General features: G+C 31.7%; 17 protein-coding genes. 12 read left to right on the top strand and 5 right to left on the bottom strand.

The features are described from left to right. Nucleotides 1-5: 5 nt before the first annotated feature. The gene (locus F596_RS0100880) at nucleotides 6-788 is read left to right on the top strand and encodes a YaaA family protein (RefSeq protein ID WP_019035498.1); all 783 of its coding nucleotides are present in this window, start codon (nucleotides 6-8) and stop codon (nucleotides 786-788) included. A 158-nt stretch (nucleotides 789-946) separates the two neighbouring features. Here F596_RS0100880 and F596_RS0100885 read toward each other — a convergent pair whose 3' ends face one another. Continuing rightward, nucleotides 947-1,651, bottom strand: coding sequence for a DnaJ domain-containing protein (locus tag F596_RS0100885; RefSeq protein ID WP_019035499.1), 705 nt, complete (start codon nucleotides 1,649-1,651; stop codon nucleotides 947-949). Between the two features lie 58 nt (nucleotides 1,652-1,709). Further along, nucleotides 1,710-2,876 (bottom strand): carboxynorspermidine decarboxylase, encoded by a 1,167-nt coding sequence (gene nspC, locus F596_RS0100890; protein ID WP_019035500.1) that lies wholly within the window; start codon nucleotides 2,874-2,876, stop codon nucleotides 1,710-1,712. Between the two features lie 335 nt (nucleotides 2,877-3,211). On the opposite strand from nspC, the gene F596_RS0100895 reads away from it, so the two are divergent. The 11 genes from F596_RS0100895 to F596_RS0100945 all read left to right on the top strand — a co-directional run bounded on the left by F596_RS0100895 (nucleotide 3,212) and on the right by F596_RS0100945 (nucleotide 15,667). Beyond that, the gene (locus F596_RS0100895; RefSeq protein ID WP_019035501.1) at nucleotides 3,212-4,150 is read left to right on the top strand and encodes a ribose-phosphate pyrophosphokinase; all 939 of its coding nucleotides are present in this window, start codon (nucleotides 3,212-3,214) and stop codon (nucleotides 4,148-4,150) included. 277 nt (nucleotides 4,151-4,427) lie between these two features. Further along, on the top strand, nucleotides 4,428-4,985 hold the full coding sequence (locus F596_RS0100900; protein ID WP_019035502.1) for a hypothetical protein: 558 nt from the start codon (nucleotides 4,428-4,430) through the stop codon (nucleotides 4,983-4,985). A 238-nt stretch (nucleotides 4,986-5,223) separates the two neighbouring features. Continuing rightward, nucleotides 5,224-6,264, top strand: coding sequence for a UDP-3-O-(3-hydroxymyristoyl)glucosamine N-acyltransferase (gene lpxD / locus F596_RS0100905; protein WP_019035503.1), 1,041 nt, complete (start codon nucleotides 5,224-5,226; stop codon nucleotides 6,262-6,264). An 11-nt stretch (nucleotides 6,265-6,275) separates the two neighbouring features. Then, the gene (locus F596_RS0100910; RefSeq protein ID WP_008448831.1) at nucleotides 6,276-7,661 is read left to right on the top strand and encodes a bifunctional UDP-3-O-[3-hydroxymyristoyl] N-acetylglucosamine deacetylase/3-hydroxyacyl-ACP dehydratase; all 1,386 of its coding nucleotides are present in this window, start codon (nucleotides 6,276-6,278) and stop codon (nucleotides 7,659-7,661) included. Between the two features lie 20 nt (nucleotides 7,662-7,681). Beyond that, nucleotides 7,682-8,455 (top strand): acyl-ACP--UDP-N-acetylglucosamine O-acyltransferase, encoded by a 774-nt coding sequence (gene lpxA, locus F596_RS0100915; RefSeq protein WP_019035504.1) that lies wholly within the window; start codon nucleotides 7,682-7,684, stop codon nucleotides 8,453-8,455. Nucleotides 8,456-8,459: 4 nt separating this feature from the next. After that, nucleotides 8,460-9,368 (top strand): tRNA (adenosine(37)-N6)-dimethylallyltransferase MiaA, encoded by a 909-nt coding sequence (miaA, locus tag F596_RS0100920; RefSeq protein ID WP_019035505.1) that lies wholly within the window; start codon nucleotides 8,460-8,462, stop codon nucleotides 9,366-9,368. Nucleotides 9,369-9,414: 46 nt separating this feature from the next. Continuing rightward, nucleotides 9,415-11,943, top strand: a complete 2,529-nt coding sequence (locus F596_RS0100925; protein WP_019035506.1) for a transglycosylase domain-containing protein — start codon at nucleotides 9,415-9,417, stop codon at nucleotides 11,941-11,943. A gap of 174 nt (nucleotides 11,944-12,117) precedes the next feature. After that, a complete protein-coding gene (locus tag F596_RS0100930; protein ID WP_019035507.1) occupies nucleotides 12,118-13,887 on the top strand; it encodes an AAA family ATPase in 1,770 nt (589 codons plus the stop codon). Nucleotides 13,888-13,936: 49 nt separating this feature from the next. Beyond that, complete coding sequence (locus F596_RS0100935) at nucleotides 13,937-14,413, top strand: hypothetical protein (protein WP_019035508.1); 477 nt, start codon at nucleotides 13,937-13,939, stop codon at nucleotides 14,411-14,413. Between the two features lie 22 nt (nucleotides 14,414-14,435). Then, a complete protein-coding gene (locus F596_RS0100940; RefSeq protein ID WP_019035509.1) occupies nucleotides 14,436-15,023 on the top strand; it encodes an aminotransferase class IV in 588 nt (195 codons plus the stop codon). A gap of 128 nt (nucleotides 15,024-15,151) precedes the next feature. After that, a complete protein-coding gene (locus tag F596_RS0100945; RefSeq protein WP_008448773.1) occupies nucleotides 15,152-15,667 on the top strand; it encodes a 30S ribosomal protein S16 in 516 nt (171 codons plus the stop codon). Nucleotides 15,668-15,906: 239 nt separating this feature from the next. On the opposite strand, the gene carB is transcribed toward F596_RS0100945, so the two are convergent. Genes carB through F596_RS0100960 form a run of 3 tightly spaced genes read right to left on the bottom strand, consistent with a single transcriptional unit; the run spans nucleotide 15,907 to nucleotide 22,150 of the window. Beyond that, entirely contained in the window at nucleotides 15,907-19,131 is a 3,225-nt protein-coding gene (gene carB, locus F596_RS0100950; RefSeq protein ID WP_019035510.1) for a carbamoyl-phosphate synthase (glutamine-hydrolyzing) large subunit, read from the bottom strand. Next, entirely contained in the window at nucleotides 19,131-20,207 is a 1,077-nt protein-coding gene (gene carA, locus F596_RS0100955; protein WP_019035511.1) for a glutamine-hydrolyzing carbamoyl-phosphate synthase small subunit, read from the bottom strand. Before carA ends, carB begins: the two co-directional genes overlap by 1 nt. A gap of 29 nt (nucleotides 20,208-20,236) precedes the next feature. Beyond that, nucleotides 20,237-22,150, bottom strand: a complete 1,914-nt coding sequence (locus F596_RS0100960; protein ID WP_019035512.1) for an amidophosphoribosyltransferase — start codon at nucleotides 22,148-22,150, stop codon at nucleotides 20,237-20,239. Nucleotides 22,151-22,206 lie beyond the last annotated feature (56 nt).

Genomic DNA, 22,206 nt, shown 5'->3' on the forward strand with positions numbered 1-22,206 from the left:
ATTTTATGCAAATACTATTAGCTTCAGCTAAAATTATGAAGAGTGAAACATCTTTAGCCGCTTCAATAAATTCTATTCCTATATTTTTAAAGGAGGCTCAAACTTTTGCTAGAGAATTGAGTGAATATACTATAGAAGAATTAACAAATTTGTTAAAATGCAGTGTAAATATAGCTTTAGAAAACAAATTGCGTTATCAAGACTTTATGAACCAAGATGCATGTCTCCCAGCAATTTTTGCTTATTATGGACAGGTATATAAATGTCTTAAGGTTGACTCTCTAACTACAGATAACTTGATATATGCACAGAAGCACCTATTGATATTAAGTTTTTTATATGGTATACTACGCCCTTTAGATAATATTCATCCTTATCGTTTAGAGGGTAATGTTGTTTTAAAATCAACTAATTTTTCTAATATTTTTGCATATTGGAAACCTTTACTTACAGACGTATTAATAGATAAAGTAAAAAAAGATGATGGCATTCTCTTACATTTGGCCACAGAAGAATTCCAACATCTTTTTGATTGGAAACGAATATTAAGCGAAGTGCATGTAATTAAGCCTTTATTTATGATAAATAAAGGCTCTAAACTTAAAATAATAAGTATGTATGCTAAAAGTTGTCGTGGTGCTATGACTAATTATATTATTAAAAATAAAATAAATACAATCTCTCAACTTTTAAAATTCGAATACAATGGATTTGTTTATGAAAGACATTATGGTGACAAAGGTAATCCACATTTTATATTAGATTCACCAATTAAAACGTATATATGATATATAAAAAGTTGAGAAATATAATTTTATTACTTAAATAAAGATAAACAATTTATACTTCTCTCTAATAAAATCTCTTTTACATAAATGAAATAGTTATTATTAATCTATTATTAAATATATTGTATAATAACTATTTTGTTTCAAAAGAGAATTTATTATTTTTCATTTTTAGCGCGCAAAAATAATTCTTTCTGATGTTCTGTAAGATTTTCAGGCAACTTAACGTGGTAAGTTATAATAAAATCTCCTATAATTCCATTACCTATATTTTTTCCTTTTCCACGTAGTCGTACTTTAGTCCCATTCTGTGTACCTTCTTTTATCTTTAGTTTAGCCTTCCTACCATTTGGTAACCTGATAATAACATCACCTCCTAAAAGAGCAGTAAATAAATCAATGTTAACTTGTTGTTCTATATTTCCATTAATTGGTTTTGCCATATTTTCATTAAACATAGAAGAGCTATAGTTTTCTTGCTTAATTCGTCCACTGCCAAATAGATCTTGAAAGAAGCTACTAAAGCCCCCTCCCCTACTAGTGTTAAAGGTGCTAAAATCAAAGTTAGCAAAAGGATTACTATAATCTTTGCTAGACTCATTAAATCCAGAATCTTTACTATTTGAAAATCCGCCGACATCTTTCCATTGTTCTCCATATTTATCGTATTGTGCTCTTTTTTGTGGATCTCCAATTACTTCATATGCCTCATTTAAGGCTTGAAATTTAGCTTTAGCCTTTGGATCGTTGGGGTGTAGATCAGGATGAAATTGTTTAGCACGTTTACGATAAGCAGCTCTAACATCTTGTTGTGGTATATTTTTATCTACACCAAGTATTTTGTAATAATCTATAAATGCCATAATAATCTATATTTGTATATTAATATTCTCATATCATATTATAGCAAAAGATATGCCATTAATCCATTCTGTCTCTATAATCTTCATAGCTATATGTACGAAGTATTTCTAAATCTTTATTACTGTGAAGTAAGGCTATTGCTGGGTGTGAAATTCCATTAAATGTATTTGTTTTTACAGTAGTATAATGAAGCATATCTTCAAAAATAATATTTTCTCCGATTTGTAGTTTATGATCAAATTTCCAATTACCCATCCAATCACCACTAAGGCAGCTATTTCCACCTAATCTATAAGTAAAAGGATCTGTTGTCTTTCCGCTATTAGGTTGCGTCTCTGCACCACGCACAATAGGATTATAAGGCATTTCTAAGCAATCAGGCATATGGGCAGTAAAACTAACATTAAGAATTGCAGTACGATATCCTCTATCTTCTATAATATCTACTACTTGCGATACAAGTGTACCTACTTGCCAACCAAAAGCACTACCAGGCTCTAAAATTACTTTTAACCATGGATAACGATTATGAAAGCCTTGTAATATGTCTATCAGCTTATCTATATCGTAATTTGCGCGTGTCATAAGATGTCCACCACCAAAATTTATCCATTTTAATTGTGAAAACCAAATAGCAAATTTTTCTTCTATGTGTGCTAATGTTCGTTCAAAAACATCACTTCCATTTTCACAATGACAATGAATGTGAAATCCTTCTATATCTGAAGGCAATTTTTCAGGAATATTTTTTGCTAATATTCCAAATCTTGTACCAGGAGCGCAAGGGTTATATAATAATGTCTTTATTTCAGAATATTCAGGATTAACTCGAATCCCAAGACTGATTTTTTTATTATAAACTCTTGCTTTTAAATGATAGCGTTCATACTGCTGAAAAGAATTAAAAGTAAGATGAGAGGAGCATTTTACAATGTCTTTTATCTCATAATCTGTGTACGCAGGAGAAAAAGTATGACAAGGGGTTCCAAATTCTTCTAAACCTAAACGAGCCTCGTTTAAAGATGAAGCTGTTGTAGCATTAATATATTCTCTGAAAATAGGAAAAGTTTTCCATAAAGCGTATGCTTTAAAAGCTAAAATAATTTCCACAGATGCTTTATTTGCAATATTTGCAATAAGTGATAAATTCTTGCGTAATTTATCTTCTTCGAGCACATACATAGGTTTAGTCAGCTCTTTAAAAGTAGTTGAGTTTATCTTCATGCTTGCAAAAATACTCATTTATTTGTAATTTCAGGAAAATATATTTACCTTTGCATTATAAAAATAGTTTTTAGTAAATATATATTGCTATTGTTTATATTTTTAGTATAATAAATTATCAAGGTATGAAGCTAGTCGTAATGACTATATCCACATATTATATTGAGAAAAAATGGGGAATTATTTTTCCTTTGATGAGATTTATGAATATATTCTTTTCTCAAAACATATCATTCCTTTTCTTTATATTATTATATTTTTTGTTTAACTTTTTATGAGTATATAAAGAAATCACATATAGAACAAATCTTTTACATTTATATAATATAAATAAAATGAGTAAAAATAACTCTTTTTTGGTCTTCTCTGGTACAAAAACGAGATATCTCGCAGAGAAAATATGCACAAGTTTAGGTTGTCCATTAGGAAACTTAGTTATGACTCGCTTCTCTGATGGTGAGTTTGTTGTTTCGTATGAGCAAAGCATTCGTGGTAAGGATGTTTTTTTAGTACAAAGCACTTTTCCGAATTCTGATAATCTTATGGAACTCTTGTTAATGATAGATGCAGCTAAGCGTGCTTCTGCCCGTCAGATTATAGCAGTAATACCTTATTTTGGTTGGGCTCGTCAAGATAGGAAGGATAAGCCACGTGTAAGTATTGGTGCAAAGTTAATAGCTGATCTTCTAAGTGTTTCAGGTATTGATCGTTTAATAACTATGGATCTTCATGCAGATCAAATTCAAGGTTTCTTTAACGTTCCTGTAGATCATCTCTATGCTAGTGGAGTATTATTGCCTTATGTACAAAGTTTAAAGCTTGATAATTTGGTTATAGCAAGCCCTGATGTGGGTGGTTCTAAACGTGCTAATACTTATGCTAAATATTTAGGTTGCCCACTAGTGTTATGCAACAAAACACGAGCACGAGCAAATGTTATTGCTACTATGCAAATAATTGGTGATGTTAAGGATAAAAATGTAGTTATTGTTGATGATATGGTAGATACTGCTGGTACCATTACTAAAGCTGCAGATATAATGAAAGAAGCTGGTGCTACGAGCGTTCGTGCTCTTGCCTCTCATTGTGTAATGTCAGGACCTGCTACTGAGCGTGTAGAAGCATCTTCTCTAGACGAAATAGTTTTTACAGATTCTATACCTTATACTGATCGCTGTTCCAAGGTAAAGCAGATTTCTGTTGCAGATATGTTTGCTGAGACAATACGCCGTGTAGTAAATAATGAAAGTATTTCAAATCAATATCTTATATAAAATATATTATCATATATAATTTTGGCTTAAGTGGTATTGGGATAAGTATTTTAAGTTCTACTTTTATTTTTATTGCCTTTATTTTAAGTTAAGCTAAGGTCTTTACTATTTTATAAGAAATAGAACTGTATTCTTAATATATAGGAATATGGTTCTTTTTTTAATTTATTCTATATTCTAAAAAAAACTATATATGGAAGGTACATATTAATAAAGAATGCTATTTTTTATAGTTCTGATTAAATTTTCATTTATTTTTTATACTTTTGTAAGTATTATGAAATGTAAAGTAAAATGCTCAACATGTGGCAATATATTTGCTGCAGAAACCCAAAAATATGGTAAAAATAAATTTCGATGTCCATATTGTGGGGCTATCTTAGAATGTAGTTTCGACAAGCCTGCTCCTTTTTATACAACAGCAAGAGAGGTCGTTCCATTGGTAAATATTACTAAAATAGAATCTCAAAAAGAAAACATCCCAGAAGTAAAAAGTAAATTACTTGCTATGGCTTCTAAAGATTTATCACAAACTAAGCAAGATAAATCAATTTACATTTCTAAACAAATGTCCAATACATCTTCTCAAACTAGTTTGATAATAAAAGAAGCAGCTAAAACTACATCAAAAATTGTAGCTAGATCCTCTTTCTTTTTAATTAAGATACAAGAAAAATATAAGAATGGAGATTTGTGGATTTTTTTTATTTTTAGTTTTATATTTATTATTTTGACTATAGCTTTCCTTTTAATTTTTGCTGAACTTACAAATTTTTTAGCAAAAGGTCACTCATGGATCTTTAAGCATTATATAGAATTAAGAAATATGATTTGAATATATTGTATATATATAGTTTAAGGAACTGTTATTTAATATTTTGAGTACTTCTTATGAATATAATAGTAGTAACATTTATAATAATAAAATAGAATTATATCACAAAAAAAGTTGACTTTGGACGACTATATTCTTAATTCTATTTCTAAGAAAAATAATGAAATATTATTTATGTTATCAATGATTTTAATAAAATTTATCTATCTTTGCATTATAAATAATTATAATATATAGCATGGAATTTTCTGCAAAACAAATAGCACAGTTTATTCAAGGACAGGTTGAAGGAGATGAAAATGTTATCATCAATGATTTCTGCAAAATAGAAGAAGGTAAAAAGGGAAGTATTTCTTTTTTATCTAATCCAAAATATACTCATTATCTTTATACAACAAAGGCATCTGTAGTTTTAATAGATAAATCTATTGAAATAAATAGGCCATTTGATGTTACATTAATAAAAGTAGATAATGCCCGTGATTGCATAGCAAAGCTTTTACAACTATATGATAAGATGAAGCCTAAAAAGAAAGGTATTGATCCTTTGGCATTTGTATCTTCTACAGCAAAAGTTGGTAAAAATGTATACATAGGTGCTTTTGCTTATATTGGTGATAATGTTGTGTTAGGGGATAATACAATGATATATCCACATGTAACAATAATGGATGAAACATCTTTGGGTGATAATTGTATTATATATCCTAATGTTACTATTTACAATAATTGTAAATTAAGTAATAATATTATTATTCATTCTGGGAGCGTTATAGGAGCTGATGGGTTTGGTTTTGCTCCTAATTTTGATAATAATTGCTATGATAAGATACCACAAATAGGTATAGTAACTATTGAAGATAATGTAGAAATAGGTGCAAATACTTGTATAGATAGAGCAACCATGGGAAGTACGTATATTCATAAAGGTGTAAAGCTTGATAATCTTATACAAATAGCTCATAATAATGATATAGGTGCAAATACTGTAATGAGTGCGCAGGTAGGTATTGCTGGTTCTACAAAAGTAGGAGAATGGTGTATGTTTGGTGGACAGGTAGGTATCTCTGGACATATAACTATAGGAAATAAAGTCTTTTTAGGAGCACAATCAGGAGTACCTGGCAAATTAAAAGATAATCAACAATTAATAGGCACTCCACCTATGCCACAACGTAATTACTTTAAGTCTCAAGCTATTTTTAAACAGTTACCTGAAATGTATAAGCAATTAAGTGCTTTACAAAAGGAAATAGAAAAATTAAAAAAACAGAAATAACACACTAATAAATGGAAACAGTAAAGCAGAAAACTCTTAAAGGCAGTTTTTCCTTATTTGGAAAGGGGCTTCATACAGGTTTAAATCTTACAGTAACATTCAATCCTGCTCCTGAAAATACTGGATATAAAATACAACGTATTGATTTAGAAGGTCATCCTATTATTAATGCAGTCGCAGAATATGTAGAAGAAACTCAACGTGGTACTGTTCTAGTTAAAGGAAATATGCGTATTAGTACAATAGAACATGCTATGGCTGCTATATATGCAATGGGTGTTGATAACTGCTTAATACAAGTTAATGGTCCTGAGTTTCCTATACTTGATGGTTCTGCGGCTATGTATGTTCAGAAAATTAAGGAAGTTGGCTTAAGTGAACAAAATGCAGCAAAAGACTATTATATTATTCGTAAGAAAATAGAGATAAAAGATGGTGATTCTATTATCACTATTCTTCCAGACAACGACTTCTCTATAACAACAATGTGTTCATTTAAATCGAAATTTATTAGTAGCCAATTTGCTACACTGGATAGTATTTCCCAGTTTGAAGAAGAAATATCATCGGCTCGTACTTTTGTATTTGTACGTGATATTTTACCTTTACTTCAAGCTAATCTAATAAAAGGAGGAGATTTAGATAATGCTATTGTTATATACGAACAACATTTGGAACAGGAAAAATTGGACCAGTTAGCTGATTTGCTTCATGTTCCTCATATCGATGCTAATAATATTGGTTATATTCAACATAAACCTTTAAAATGGGATAATGAATGTACTCGTCATAAATTACTTGATATAATAGGAGATTTGGCTTTAATAGGCAAACCACTTAAAGGTAGGATAATAGCAACGCGTCCAGGTCATACTGTAAACAATAAGTTTGCTCGTCTCATGCGTAAAGAGCTTAGAAAGCATGATATTCAAGCCCCTGATTATGACCAAACTAAAGAGCCGTTAATGGATAATATACGTATAAAAGAGTTACTGCCTCATAGATATCCAATGCAGCTTATAGATAAAATCATTTCAATGGGGTCCACTACTATTGTTGGATTAAAGAATATATCAAGTGATGAACCTTTCTTTCAAGGTCATTTCCCAAGTGAACCTGTTATGCCTGGAGTTTTACAGGTCGAAGCTATGGCGCAATGTGGTGGACTATTGGTTCTTTCACAATTAGAAGAGCCTGAACGTTGGTCTACATATTTCTTAAGAATAAATGATGTTAAATTCCGTCAAAAAGTAGTTCCTGGAGATACTTTACTTTTTAAAGTTGAACTTTTAGCACCAGTTAGACATGGTATAAGTTCTATGAAAGGATATGCCTTTGTTGGAGATAATGTCGTAACAGAGGCATCTTTTACAGCTCAAATTATAAAAAACAAGTAATTAAATTTTATATACTTACTATGAATCAAATTAGTCCATTAGCTTTTATACACCCAGATGCAAAACTTGGTGATAACAATATAATTGGTCCGTTTTGTTATATTGATAGTAATACAATAATTGGTAATAATAACAATTTACAAAACAATGTAACTATTAATTATGGAGCACGTATAGGCAATGGTAATGAAATACTTGCCGGAGCAAGTATTTCAACTAAGCCACAAGATTTAAAGTTTAATGGTGAAGACACCATTTGTGAAATAGGGGATAATAATTCTATACGCGAAAATGTAACTATTTCAAGAGGAACAGCTTCTAAAGGAACTACAATTGTTGGTAGTAATAATCTTTTAATGGAAAATATGCATATTGCCCATGATTGTCAGATAGGATCTAATTGTATAATAGGAAATTCCACTAAATTTGCAGGAGAAGTTACTATTGATGATGGTGCAATAATTTCGGCTGCTGTTCTTTGTCATCAATTTTGTCATATTGGTGGAGGGGTAATGGTGCAAGGAGGTAGCCGTTTTTCTAAAGATATTCCCCCTTTTATTATTGCAGGTAAAGACCCTGTAAGATATTGTGGTATCAATCTCGTAGGGTTACGTCGTAGGGGGTATAGTAATGATGAAATAACAGCCATTCATAATGCTTATCGCTTAATATATAGTACTGGTACCAAAGATGAAAATATTCAAAAAATAAAGGATACGATGGATATAACAGATGAGATACAGTATATTATCGATTTTGTAATTAATTCAGAACGTGGAATAATTCGGCAATAGAAACTTGAAAAAAAAGACATTAATAGTAATTACTGGTCCCACAGGAGTTGGTAAAACAGAAACAACTATTCAGATAGCAGAATATTTTAAAGCTATCATTCTTAATGCTGATTCTCGTCAACTATTTTCCGAAATACCAATAGGTACAGCGGCTCCTACTCCTATTCAGCAAGCAAGAGTTAAACATCTCTTTGTAGGAAACTTAAAACTAACAGATTATTATTCTGCAAGTAAATATGAACATGATGTTATTCAACATATGAAGCAAACATTAGACCCTATTACTATTTTATCAGGAGGGTCTATGATGTATATAGATGCTGTATGTAAAGGAATAGATGAAATCCCTACAGTATTACCACAAATACGTAAATCCTTAACTGTTCGTTTAGCTCAAGAAGGACTTGATAATCTTTGTAAAGAATTATATTATTTAGACCCAGAATATTATTCTATTGTTGATAAAAAAAATCAACGTCGCGTACTTCATGCTTTAGAAATATGTTTTCAAACAGGTAAACCTTATTCTTCATTTCGTACAAATGTTATAAAAAAAAGATCTTTTAATATTATTAAGATAGGATTAAAAAGAGAGCGTGAAGAACTTTACAACCGTATTAATCAACGTGTTTTAAAGATGATAGATGATGGATTAGAAAAAGAAGTATTAAGAGTTTATCCTTATCGATATTTAAATTCGCTCAATACTGTTGGATATAAAGAAATGTTTCAATATGTAGATGGATTAACAACACTTGATGAAACTATATTTAAAATACAAAGTAATAGTCGGCGATATGCACGAAAACAACTAACATGGCTTAATAAAGATAATGAAATACAATGGTTTACTCCATATAATATTGAAGGAATCTTAAATTATATTACCCAAAAACTAAATACACTAAGATAATAATTACCTTTGTAATTAATAAACTTATAGTGTTACACTTTATAATATGAAGAGATTTTTTATTTTTATAAAAAAAACTATCAGAGGATTTTTGATCTTTTTTTCATGGTATGTACACCTATATAAAGATAGGGCTTGGTATACAAAAATTGCATTAGTTTTTATGTCATTAATTGTCTCCATTTTCTTATTTTTAGGAATGGTAGATATAAATTTCTTAGGTTTATTTGGAAAATCTCCGGGTTTTTTTGAAATAAGAACTCCACCTACATATGCTGCTTCAGAAATATATAGTTCCGACTCTGTACTAATAGGTAAATATTTTAAAGAAAACAGAACCCCTGTTAAATATAAAGATGTTAATCCTATTTTTTGGAAAGCACTTATAAGTACTGAAGATGAACGTTTTTATAGCCATCATGGTATTGATTTTATGGGTATTGGTGGTGCTTTAAAAGATGCCATTACTCGTAGTGATGCACGTGGTGCTTCTACCATTACGCAACAATTAGCTAAGAATATGTTTCGCGTACGTACACAATATTCTACAGGATTTTTAGGACATATACCTGGTATTCGTATGCTCATAATGAAGAGCAAGGAGTGGATAATAGCGATTAAGCTTGAAATGATATATTCCAAGAAAGAGATTCTTACAATGTACGCTAATACTGTTGATTTTGGTAATAATGCTTATGGTATCAAAACTGCTGCACGCACTTATTATGATACTAATCCTGCTAATCTTACTACAGACCAAGTGGCTACATTAGTAGGAATGCTAAAGGCTACTACATATTATAGCCCACTACTCCATCCTAAAAAATCGTTAAAGCGACGCAACACTGTTTTATATAACATGGTTACACATAATGTGTTGAGTCGTGATAAATATGCTGCACTTATAAAACTTCCTATAAAACTTAACATACATGTAGAAGAAAATTATGCTGGAAAAGCACAGTATTTTAGAGGATATGTAGCCCATTATCTCGAAAATTGGTGTAAAGATAATGGTTATGATCTATATAGTAGTGGGTTAAAAATATATACAACTATTGATACGCGTATGCAAAAAATGGCAGAAGATGCTGTTCGTAAGCAGATGAAACGTATTCAAAAAGAGTTTGAACAGCATTGGGGAAATCAAGATCCATGGAGAGATGAGAAAGGAAATGTCATTCCAGGGTTTATAGAAAGTATTGCAGAGCGACAGCCTTTTTATAAACATCTTGTTCAAAAATATCCTAATAATAGGGATAGTGTCTTATATTACCTCAATAAGCCTCATAATGTAAAATTATTTGATTATGATAAAGGTATAATAGAAAAACGAATGTCTTCAATGGATTCTATCAGATATATGGTTCGTTTTATGCATTGTTCTATGGTAGCAATGGAACCAGATACAAGAGCTGTTCGAGCATGGGTTGGTGATGTTGACTTTAATACATGGAAGTATGATAAAGTGATAGCAGAGCGACAACCTGGTTCTACTTTTAAATTATTTGTTTATTCTGAAGCTATGAACCAAGGATTAACTCCTTGTGATAAACGTCGGGATGAGTATATATCAATGCAAGTAATAGATAAGAAAACAGGGTTGATGCAAACGTGGAGGCCTTCAAATGCTAATGGACGTTTTTCGGGTGATTCAATACCGCTTCATCTTGCTTTTGCTAAAAGCATTAATTCCATAGCAGTTCGTCTTGGACAAGAAATGGGTATAAAGAATATTATTCATACTGCTCAGGATATGGGTATTAAGAGTCCTTTAGATGACGAGCCTTCATTAGCTTTAGGAGCAAGTGATGTTAACTTATTAGAGATGACAGATGCTTATAGTACTGTAGCTAATTATGGTGAACATAGAGATCCTATTGTCATTACACGTATTTTAGATAAAGATGGTAATGAAGTTTATGTAGCTCCGCGCAATCATACTCAGGCTATTCCATATAAAAGTGCCTATTTAATGCAATTAATGCTTAAGGCTACTTTAACTGATCCTAATGGAACAAGTCGGACGCTTAAGAATTATATTTTTAATGATACAGACTGGGGAGGTAAAACTGGAACAACTAATAATCACTCTGATGCCTGGTATATGGCAGTAAGTCCGAAACTCGTAATAGGTGCTTGGGTAGGAGGAGAATATCGTAGTATACATTTCCGCACAGGTGCACTTGGACAAGGATCAAAAACAGCATTACCTATTTGTGGAGAATTTATTTATAGCCTTATGCGTGATAGACGTTTCCTAAAGTATCATACAAAATGGCACCTTGATCCCGATGAGGGAATTGATTCTACCGCATATTTTTGTACCCGTTATATTCCAAAGCGTAAAAAAGTAGATTATGATAGCCTTAGAACTACTCGTTTGCAACGGCAAAATCAAGACGAAGAAGATGAGGATAATATAGATAAAATAGAAGATAATCCTAATACTTCAGAGTCGCCCACTTCTTCTAAAGGTGAACAACATAACTCATCACCAGAAAGGCAAAATTCATCAACAATAGATGAATCGAATATAAAACAACTTAAAAAACCAAAAGTAGAGAAACTTTAACTTTGATAATAACAATATATATTACTATTATCTTTGTTTTAAAAGTCAATTTATCTACTGCAAACAATTAACAAATATTATATGAGTTGGGAAAATAAATGGTAAGACGATAAAAAGAAATATATCTGTTTATTTTACTTTTTCTTTATGACCTAATAATTATATAAAAAGAAAATGGGTAAAGAACATTTAAAAAGCAAAACAATGTTGGATATTGATTTGGATAATCCTGAACTGCAAAATGCTCTTCAAATTATTCAATTCACGCATAACTCTTTATTTTTAACAGGAAGAGCAGGTACTGGTAAATCCACATTCTTACGCTATATTGCTCAAACTACTAAAAAAAAATGTATTATACTTGCGCCTACAGGCATTGCGGCTATAAATGTTGGTGGGAGTACTTTACATAGCTTTTTTAAATTACCTTTTCACCCTCTTCTTCCTAACGATCAGCGTTATTCTGTTAGTCAGCTGCGTAATACTTTAAAATATAATAGTGATAAAGTAAAACTTCTGCGTGAGATGGAACTGATTATTATTGATGAAATAAGTATGGTACGTGCAGATATAATAGATTTTATTGATAAAGTGCTTCGTGTATATACACATAATATGCGTGAACCTTTTGGAGGTAAGCAACTTCTTCTAGTGGGTGATATTTATCAACTTGAGCCTGTTGTTAAAGAAGAAGATCGTCGCCTTTTGCAATCTTATTACTCAAATAATTTCTTTTTCAACGCTAAGATTTTTCGTGAATATCCTCTAATAAGTATCGAACTTAATAAGGTGTATCGTCAATCAGATCCGAAGTTTATATCTATTCTTGATCATTTTCGAACAAATAATGCCACAGAAAACGATTTTAAAATAATTAATTCAAGGGTTAAAACTTTCTCGTTTTCACATTCTTCTAAAGATAAATCTTCTTTTACCATCACTCTTTCTTCTAAAAGAGATACAGTAGATTGGATTAACAAAGAGGAATTAAATAAGCTTTCTGGTTTACCTACAAGTTTTATTGGTGAAATAAAAGGAGAGTTTCCTGATAATAGTCTTCCAACTCCTATAGAGCTTAATATTAAAGAGGGAGCTCATATTATGTTTATAAAAAATGATATAGAGCATCAATGGGTTAATGGTACATTAGGCATAATAAGTGGCATTAATGAGGAAGAAGGGTTAATATATGTTATAGTTGAAGAAGGAAAAGAAGTACAAGTTCAACGTGAGCTATGGGAAAATGTACATTATACGTTTAATGAGAAAGAGAGAAAAATAGAAGAAGAGCAAATAGGCACTTATAAACAGTTCCCTATTAAATTAGCTTGGGCTATAACTATTCATAAAAGTCAAGGACTCACCTTTAATAACGTTAATATTGATTTTAGTGATGGAGTATTTGCTGGCGGACAAGCATATGTTGCCCTTTCACGTTGTACTTCTTTAGAAGGTATTACTCTTAAAACGCCACTTAGTCGTAATGAAGTTTTTGTATGTAACGAAGTTTCCAATTTTGCAAGTCATTTCAATAATAACAAAATTATATCACAGGTTTTAAAGCAAAGTAAAGCTGATCGTGAATATGTTGATGCTATAAAAGATTTTAATAAAAGGGATTTTGATAGCTTTCTTAAAAATTTTTTTAAGGCTATTCATAGTAGATATGATATAGAGCGTCCTAATATCCAAAGATATATACGAAGAAAATTAAATATAATAAACCTTTTGCACAATGAGCTTGAATTGTTAAAGAAAGAGCGTCAGAATAAGGAAATACTGCTTAAAAAGCTTTCTATGGAATATGTACTTATGGGGAAAGATTGTGAGTATGAGGGTGTTAAAGAAGCTGCTATAAACAATTATAAAAAAGCACTTGAATTATATCCAGATAACCCTGAGGCTAAAAGAAAACTTTATGAATTGACTAAAAAACTTAGATAAAAATATCTATTTCATCTATCATTAAATATTTCAAATATACAATTATGACATGAAGAAAAAATCTATAAGTTCATCACTACTTATTTTAGTTATTTTTATATTACTTATTATTATATTTAATCGTAAAAAAATAACTTCATCTATACCTCTGTCTGATACCGTAGAAGCTTCAAAATTTATTCCTATTAAAACGAAAAATCATATTAATATAAATTTAAAAAATATTACTTCATTGGATTTTCCCAAATATAGTATTACTAAAGAGAATGTTTTTATACCTGATACTCTAAGTCTTGCTGAAGATGAAGAAAATATTGCTAGTGGTAATTATACAGCAATACTTACTCTTGATACTATATTAAATAAAAAATTTATAGCTCAACTACAAAAAAATGCACTAAAAGATACTTGTTGGAAAATAAAAGATGATAATATCTCATATATTCACAGAGATAAAAATGGAGGAAAATATAACATTAGTTTTTCTACTAAAGGTAGGCAGATTACAGTAACTCACATAGAATGAAAGTATAACATTTTACAATCATATGATACAATTCTTAGAAACAATACGTCTTGTTAATGGGGTTTTACAACATATAGATTTACATCAACAACGTGTAAATAATACTTTAAGAGCATATTATAATGAAAAAATAGATCTTTCTTCTATAAAAATACCATATCCTTATAAAGAAGGTGTTTTCAAATGCAGGATAGTATATGATAAAAAGATACAAGAAATTAAATTCTTACCATATACTATTAAGATTCGCAAAACTATAAAATTAATTATTAATAATAATATAAATTACCAATATAAGTATGCTAATCGTACAGAACTGGATTCATTATTGCACAATGCAAATACTGATGATATTATTATAATAAAGAATGGGTTTCTTACAGATAGTGCTTATGCTAATATAATATTGCAAAACAGTAATGGACTTTTTACACCAGCTCATCCGCTTTTATATGGCACAATGCGTCAATATCTACTTAATAATAATTTTATTATTAGTAAAGATATTCATATAAATAATCTATCATATTTTCAATATATTTATTTTATAAATGCTATGCAGCCTTTTGGAATCCAACCGCCTATATACGTTAAAGATATTATACTATAGAATGAAAATATGATTTTATATTAATTAAAATATTGATATTCTTGTTTATTCAGCTAAATTATTGTAATTTTGCAAAGCTATTACGGGCTAATAGCATTAAAAATTCAAACCTTTAAAATAAAAATTAAATGGCAACAAAAATCAGATTGCAACGTGGCGGTCGTAAAAGCTATGCTTTTTATAGTATTGTTATCGCTGACGTTCGTGCACCACGTGATGGTAAATTTACTGAAAAGATTGGTACTTATAATCCTAACACCAATCCTGCTACTGTAGATTTGAATTTCGAACGGGCTCTTTATTGGGTAGAAACAGGTGCTCAGCCTACAGACACTGTTCGTAACATTCTCAAAGGAGAAGGTGTTTATTTAATGAAACATTTGCGCGGTGGAGTAAAGAAAGGTGCTTTTGATGAAGCTACTGCTGAAAAGAAGTTTGATGCTTGGAAGCAAGCTAAGACTAATGCTACTGAAGCTGCAGAAAAGAAAGCAGCTGAAGAGAAAAAGGCTGCTGCAGCAAAGAACCTTGAAGAAGAAAAGAAAGTCAAAGAAGCAATTGCTAAAAAGGTAGCAGAGAAAAAGGCTCAAGCTGCACAAGCTGCAGCTGAAGAGTCAGCTCCCACAGAGGAGCAAGCTGCTGAATAAAAAGCATAAAGCTTAGGCTTACTATTAAAAGTAGGAGGTAAACACTAATAATAGATGTTTACCTCCTTTTTTTTTACATACTTATTATACCAACTCCCTTAGAAATAGTACAATTAGTAAAATATATAACAAAATAGGCTGGTAAAATAGCCAGCCTATCAATTTGTCTATTATAAATGTTTGGAGCTTTTTCTGCTTACCAAATTATCCATTACACTTAAACAAGTTAAAATTAATATTTAATACTCTCCCCATGCTTTTATATCTATATCTTCAAGTTTTACAGTGCAAAAAGCTTGAATAAATGCACTTGCAAGACGACTATTTGTTATAAGTGGAACATTAAGATCAATAGCTGCACGTCGTATTTTATATCCATTTGTAAGTTCTCGAGGAGTTAGATCCTTGGGGATATTAACTACCATATCTATTTTCTTTTCATGCAAAAGGTCTAGAGCTTGCGGATGTGCTCCCTTATCAGAAGGCCAATACACAAGGGTGTTAGGTATATTATTTTCTGTAAGATACTTGGAAGTACCACTGGTAGCATATAATTTATACCCATTTTGAATTAAAATTTTCGCAGCATCAAGCATTTCAGCTTTTTGTTTAGCTCCACCTGTAGATAACAATACAGTCTTTTTAGGTATACGATGACCTACGGAAAGCATACTCTTAAGAAGAGCTGTAGATGTATCTTCTCCAATGCAGCCAACCTCTCCTGTAGAACTCATATCAACGCCTAATACAGGATCTGCCTTCTGAAGTCTGTTAAACGAGAATTGTGAGGCTTTAATACCTACGTAATCGAGATCGAAAAGATTTTTATTTGGTTTCTCAACTGGAACTCCAAGCATTACTTTTGTAGCAAGATCTATGAGATTTATTTTTAAAACCTTACTTACAAAAGGAAAAGAACGACTTGCTCGCAAGTTACATTCAATAACTAATATATCATTATCACGTGCCATAAACTGAATATTAAATGGCCCATTGATATGTAAAGCTTTAGCTATTTGCCTACTTACGCGTTTTATGCGTCGCACTGTTTCTACATATAGCTTCTGAGGAGGGAATTGTATAGTAGCATCACCAGAGTGAACTCCAGCAAACTCAATATGTTCTGAAATAGCATAGGCTAAAATTTCACCATCTTTAGCCACAGCATCCATTTCTATTTCTTTTGCATTTTCTATAAACTTACTAACCACCACTGGGTGATCTTCACTAACATTCGCTGCTAATTGTAAAAAGCGTACAAGTTCATCATTATTTGAACATATATTCATAGCTGCACCCGATAACACATACGATGGACGAACAAGTACAGGAAAACCTACACGATCTACAAACTTCTGAATATCATCCATACTGTTAAGTGCACTCCATTCTGGCTGATTTATACCATAGTTAGTAAGCATAGATGAAAACTTTGCACGATCTTCTGCATTATCAATGTCATGAGCAGAAGTTCCAAGAATAGGAACATTTTCCTCATCTAAATACATTGCAAGATTATTAGGTATCTGTCCACCTGTAGATACGATAATTCCAGAAGGCATTTCCATATCTATGATATCCATAACACGTTCAAATGTTAGCTCATCGAAATAAAGACGATCGCACATATCATAATCAGTAGATACTGTTTCTGGATTATAATTGATCATTATAGAGCGATAGTTTTGTTTACGAATAGTATTTAGAGCTTGTACTCCACACCAATCAAATTCTACAGAACTACCTATACGATAAGCCCCTGAGCCAAGTACAATGATACTTTTACGTTTATCGTCAAAAGTTATATCAGAAGCTACACCAGAATAAGTTACATAAAGATAATTGGTTTGAGCAGGATATTCTGCAGCTAAAGTATCAATTTGTTTTACTACAGGTATTATTCCAAGAGCTTTTCTATGACGACGTACTAGCATCATAGCTTTATGCATATTTGGACTATCATTCTCTAAACCAATAGCTCGAGCTATTTGAAAATCGGTAAATCCATTTATTTTTGCCTCTAAAAGTAGTTCTTTGCCAATAGTATTGATATTACACTTTTTAAGTTTTTCATCAATATCTATAATATGCTTTAATTTGTAAAGAAACCATTTATCTATTTTAGTAAGATCATGTATTTTATCTACAGTATACCCCTTATGAAAGGCTTTTGATATAACAAATATACGTTTATCTGTAGGTTCATGAAGAGCTGCAGCTATATCATCTATCTGTAATTCTTTATTTTCTACAAAGCCATGCATACCCTGTCCTATCATACGGAGACCTTTTTGAATAGCTTCTTCAAAGTTGCGCCCTATAGACATAACCTCACCTACCGACTTCATACTCGAGCCTAATTCCTTATCTACTCCTCGGAATTTACTTAAATCCCATCGTGGAATTTTACATACTACATAGTCAAGCGCTGGTTCAAAGAAAGCTGATGTTGTCTTAGTAACAGAGTTTTTAAGTTCGAACAAACCATATCCTAAACCTAATTTTGCTGCTACAAAAGCTAACGGATAACCTGTAGCTTTACTTGCAAGGGCTGATGAACGAGAAAGGCGCGCATTAACCTCGATAACTCTGTAATCTTCACTTTCTGGATCAAAAGCATATTGCACATTACACTCTCCCACTATACCTATATGACGAACTATCTTAATAGATAAGGCACGAAGTTTATGATATTCCGTATTGGTAAGAGTTTGCGAAGGAGCTACTACAATAGATTCTCCTGTATGAATACCAAGCGGATCAAAATTTTCCATATTGCAAACAGTAATACAGTTATCATAGCGATCTCGTACCACTTCATATTCTATCTCTTTCCAGCCTTTTAAGCTTTTTTCTACTAAAACCTGAGGAGAAAAAGAAAAAGCCTTTTCGCATAATTTATTGAGTTCTTGCTCATTATCAGCAAAACCACTACCTAAGCCTCCTAAGGCATATGCTGCACGCACTATAACAGGATAACCTAATATCGTAGCAGCATGACGCGCCTGATTGATATTTTCGCAAGCTTCACTTTTAATAGTTTTTACTTCTATCTCATCAAGTCGTTCTACAAAAAGCTCACGATCTTCTGTGTTCATTATTGCACCTACTGGTGTACCTAAGACACGTACATTATGTTTTTTAAGAATGCCAGAACGCTCTAATTCTACACCACAATTCAGAGCTGTTTGCCCTCCGAATGACAAAAGTATCCCATCAGGCTTTTCCTTTTCTATTACACGCTCTACAAAATAAGGCTGAACAGGTAGATAATAAATCTGGTCGGCAACACCTTCTGATGTTTGCACTGTTGCTATATTAGGATTTATAAGCACTGTAGAAATACCTTCTTCACGCAATGCTTTTAATGCTTGTGAGCCAGAATAGTCAAACTCTCCAGCCTCACCTATCTTTAATGCGCCTGAGCCAAGTAGCAGGACTTTTTTTATTGATTCGTCTTTCATTACTTCAAAGTTTCTACAAATTTATCAAACATAAAATAAGTATCTACAGGGCCAGAACAAGCCTCTGGGTGAAATTGTGCTGTGAACCATGGGTTTTTAGTATGACGTATACCTTCATTACTACCATCATTCATATTTACAAATAGTTCTTCCCATTCTTTATCAAGAGTAGATGCATCTACAGCATAACCATGATTTTGAGAAGTTATATAACACTTGTTTGTACCAACCATTCTTACAGGTTGGTTATGACCACGATGCCCATATTTTAATTTATAAATAGTTGCTCCTGCAGCCTTAGAAAGTAACTGGTTACCCATACAGATACCACAAATAGGTTTTGTACTATTATTAATATGCTTGCGAATTATATTCACTGCATCATTACACATGTCAGGATCACCAGGACCATTACCTAAGAAAAGACCATCATATTCCATATTACTATAATCATAATTCCAAGGTACTCGTATAACTTCTACGCCACGATTAATAAGACTTCTAATAATATTTGCTTTTACACCACAATCTACTAAAACTACTTTCTTGCCAGCTCCTTCATTATAATGAATTATCTTTTTAGTAGACACACGATCTACAAAATTTACTCCTTCATAATCGGCTTCTGGAATATTATTAGGCTCGTCATCAAACAAAATTTTTCCCATCATAACTCCATGCTCACGCAATACTTTTGTAAGTTCACGAGTATCTATTCCTGTTATACCTGGCACTTTCTCACGCTTTAACCAATCTGAAAGGCTTTCAGATGAGTTCCAGTGTGATGGCTGCTCACTATAATTAGAAACTATAATAGCGGATACATATATTTTATTACTCTCCATAAAAGTGGGTAAACCATTCTTTTCAAAAGTAAAAGCAGGTACACCATAATTACCTACAAGTGGGAACGTCATAGTTAATAACTGTCCTGCATAAGATGGATCTGTCAAACTTTCAGGATACCCCATCATAGCTGTATTGAAAACAACCTCACCAGCTACAGGAGCTTCATAACCAAAAGACTCTCCGTGAAATTTAGAGCCATCATTTAAAACTAAAGTTACTTTCCTCATTATTATTATAGTATATATTTTTTATAGTTTTATAACAACTTATTGTCTTCTTTACTTATAGAATAATTATTCTCATAAAATTTAATGAAAGAATGGTTTACTAACCGCATTCCACCTGATGTAGGATAATTACCAGTAAAATACCAATCGCCTTTATGATTAGGTATTGCTTTATGTAATCCCTCTATACTTTGAAAAATAAGTTCTACAGGAGTTGTCATACCTTCAGGTCGAAGCATTTCTACAAGTTTTTGATTAATCTCTTCTACTGTAAAAGGAGCATAGATAGCACGAACAGGATTTTGTATTTCGTCGGTAAGTTCTTTTTTTACTTCTACTTTACAAGCCTCATATACTTCTTTTAATATATGCTCCATTTTTTGCTCTTTTATAAGTTTTATTGTTGCCTGAAACACACAAAACTCTTCTAAATGTGGCATATCTATACCATAATAGTCAGGGTATCGTATCTGTGGAGCACTCGATACTATTACTATCTTCTTTGGATGAATACGATCTAACATCCTTAGAATACTTTCTTTAAGAGTAGTGCCTCGCACAATAGAATCGTCTATTACTACTAAGTTGTCAATATACGGTACTATACACGAATAGGTAACATCATAAACATGAGAAGCAAGATCTTTACGAGAATTACCTTCTGTAATAAAGGTACGCAACTTAATATCTTTCCAAGCTACTTTCTCGGTACGTATATCTTGATTTACTATTTTTATATAATCCTCTAATGGGGCATAAGGCTTCATGTTAGCTAATTGCTTTACTTTTTCCTTATTTAACCATTGCTTACATCCATGTAATAACCCATAGAAAGCTACTTCTGCAGTATTAGGAATATATGAAAGAACTGCATGTTCATAGTCATAATCTACTTTTTCTAACACTTTAGGAGCTAATTGCTGACCTAATTTTTCACGTTCGTTATAAATATCTCTATCTGATCCACGAGAAAAATATATGCGTTCAAAAGAACATGCTGAAATATTCTTTGGTTCAATAATTTGTTGTAAAGAACACTCTCCTACCCTATTTACTATTAAAGCTTGTCCGGGCATTAATTCTTTTATATTCTCACATTCTAAGTCGAAGGTTGTTTGGAGCACAGGACGCTCACTTGCAAGTACTACTATCTCGTCGTTTTTATAATAGAAAGCAGGTCGTATTCCCCACGGATCGCGCATAGAGAACATCTCACCAGAACCTGTCATACCGCAAATAACATAACCTCCATCAAAATGTTTCATTGTAGTTTTAAGGACATTGCTTACATCTAAGTTGTCTTCTATATAATTAGTAATATCCTGTCCTTCTAAACCGTTCTCTTTAGCTATAACAAAATTTCGCTCTACTTCCCTGTCTAATCTATGCCCCATCAGCTCTAAAAGAATATAAGTATCGCTATAAATGCGTGGACATTGCCCCTGAGCTGTAAGTTTTTGAAAAACCTCTTCAATATTGGTCATATTGAAATTACCACACATACTTAAATTCTTTGCTTTCCAATTATTTCTACGCAAAAAAGGATGAACATAAGAAAGCCCACTCTTACCTGTAGTAGAATATCTAAGATGACCCATATACAATTCACCTGCAAAGGGAATATTCTTTTCAACAAAGGAAATATCATTTAGTTCATCATGAGAATAGTCCTTATAAAGATTATGTAAATTCTTAAAAATATTGCTTACAGCGTTTTTCCCCTCTGCCCTCTCTCTAAACATATATTCACTACCCGGAAGAGATGAAAGCTTTACAGAAGCAATACCTGCTCCTTCTTGTCCACGATTATGCTGCTTTTCCATCATTAGGTAAAGCTTGTTAAGCGCATACATCCATGTACCATATTTCTTTTGATAGTACTTTAGAGGTTTAAGCAGCCGTATTACCGCAACACCACAGTCTTCATGAATGTTTTTGTCCATCTAAAAAAATAATATTCTTTATTTATAATTATATATAAAATAAAAGTCAGTAAACC

Origin of the sequence: Prevotella amnii DSM 23384 = JCM 14753, from assembly GCF_000378745.1 — a bacterium.
Taxonomy (GTDB): domain Bacteria; phylum Bacteroidota; class Bacteroidia; order Bacteroidales; family Bacteroidaceae; genus Prevotella; species Prevotella amnii.

Coding starts and splice junctions, on each gene's coding strand:
- F596_RS0100880 (WP_019035498.1), top strand. CDS start 6: ATGCAAATACTATTAGCTTCAGCTAAAATTATGAAGAGTGAAACATCT.
- F596_RS0100885 (WP_019035499.1), bottom strand. CDS start 1,651: ATGGCATTTATAGATTATTACAAAATACTTGGTGTAGATAAAAATATA.
- nspC (WP_019035500.1), bottom strand. CDS start 2,876: ATGAAGATAAACTCAACTACTTTTAAAGAGCTGACTAAACCTATGTAT.
- F596_RS0100895 (WP_019035501.1), top strand. CDS start 3,212: ATGAGTAAAAATAACTCTTTTTTGGTCTTCTCTGGTACAAAAACGAGA.
- F596_RS0100900 (WP_019035502.1), top strand. CDS start 4,428: ATGAAATGTAAAGTAAAATGCTCAACATGTGGCAATATATTTGCTGCA.
- lpxD (WP_019035503.1), top strand. CDS start 5,224: ATGGAATTTTCTGCAAAACAAATAGCACAGTTTATTCAAGGACAGGTT.
- F596_RS0100910 (WP_008448831.1), top strand. CDS start 6,276: ATGGAAACAGTAAAGCAGAAAACTCTTAAAGGCAGTTTTTCCTTATTT.
- lpxA (WP_019035504.1), top strand. CDS start 7,682: ATGAATCAAATTAGTCCATTAGCTTTTATACACCCAGATGCAAAACTT.
- F596_RS0100925 (WP_019035506.1), top strand. CDS start 9,415: ATGAAGAGATTTTTTATTTTTATAAAAAAAACTATCAGAGGATTTTTG.
- F596_RS0100930 (WP_019035507.1), top strand. CDS start 12,118: ATGGGTAAAGAACATTTAAAAAGCAAAACAATGTTGGATATTGATTTG.
- F596_RS0100935 (WP_019035508.1), top strand. CDS start 13,937: ATGAAGAAAAAATCTATAAGTTCATCACTACTTATTTTAGTTATTTTT.
- F596_RS0100940 (WP_019035509.1), top strand. CDS start 14,436: ATGATACAATTCTTAGAAACAATACGTCTTGTTAATGGGGTTTTACAA.
- F596_RS0100945 (WP_008448773.1), top strand. CDS start 15,152: ATGGCAACAAAAATCAGATTGCAACGTGGCGGTCGTAAAAGCTATGCT.
- carB (WP_019035510.1), bottom strand. CDS start 19,131: ATGAAAGACGAATCAATAAAAAAAGTCCTGCTACTTGGCTCAGGCGCA.
- carA (WP_019035511.1), bottom strand. CDS start 20,207: ATGAGGAAAGTAACTTTAGTTTTAAATGATGGCTCTAAATTTCACGGA.
- F596_RS0100960 (WP_019035512.1), bottom strand. CDS start 22,150: ATGGACAAAAACATTCATGAAGACTGTGGTGTTGCGGTAATACGGCTG.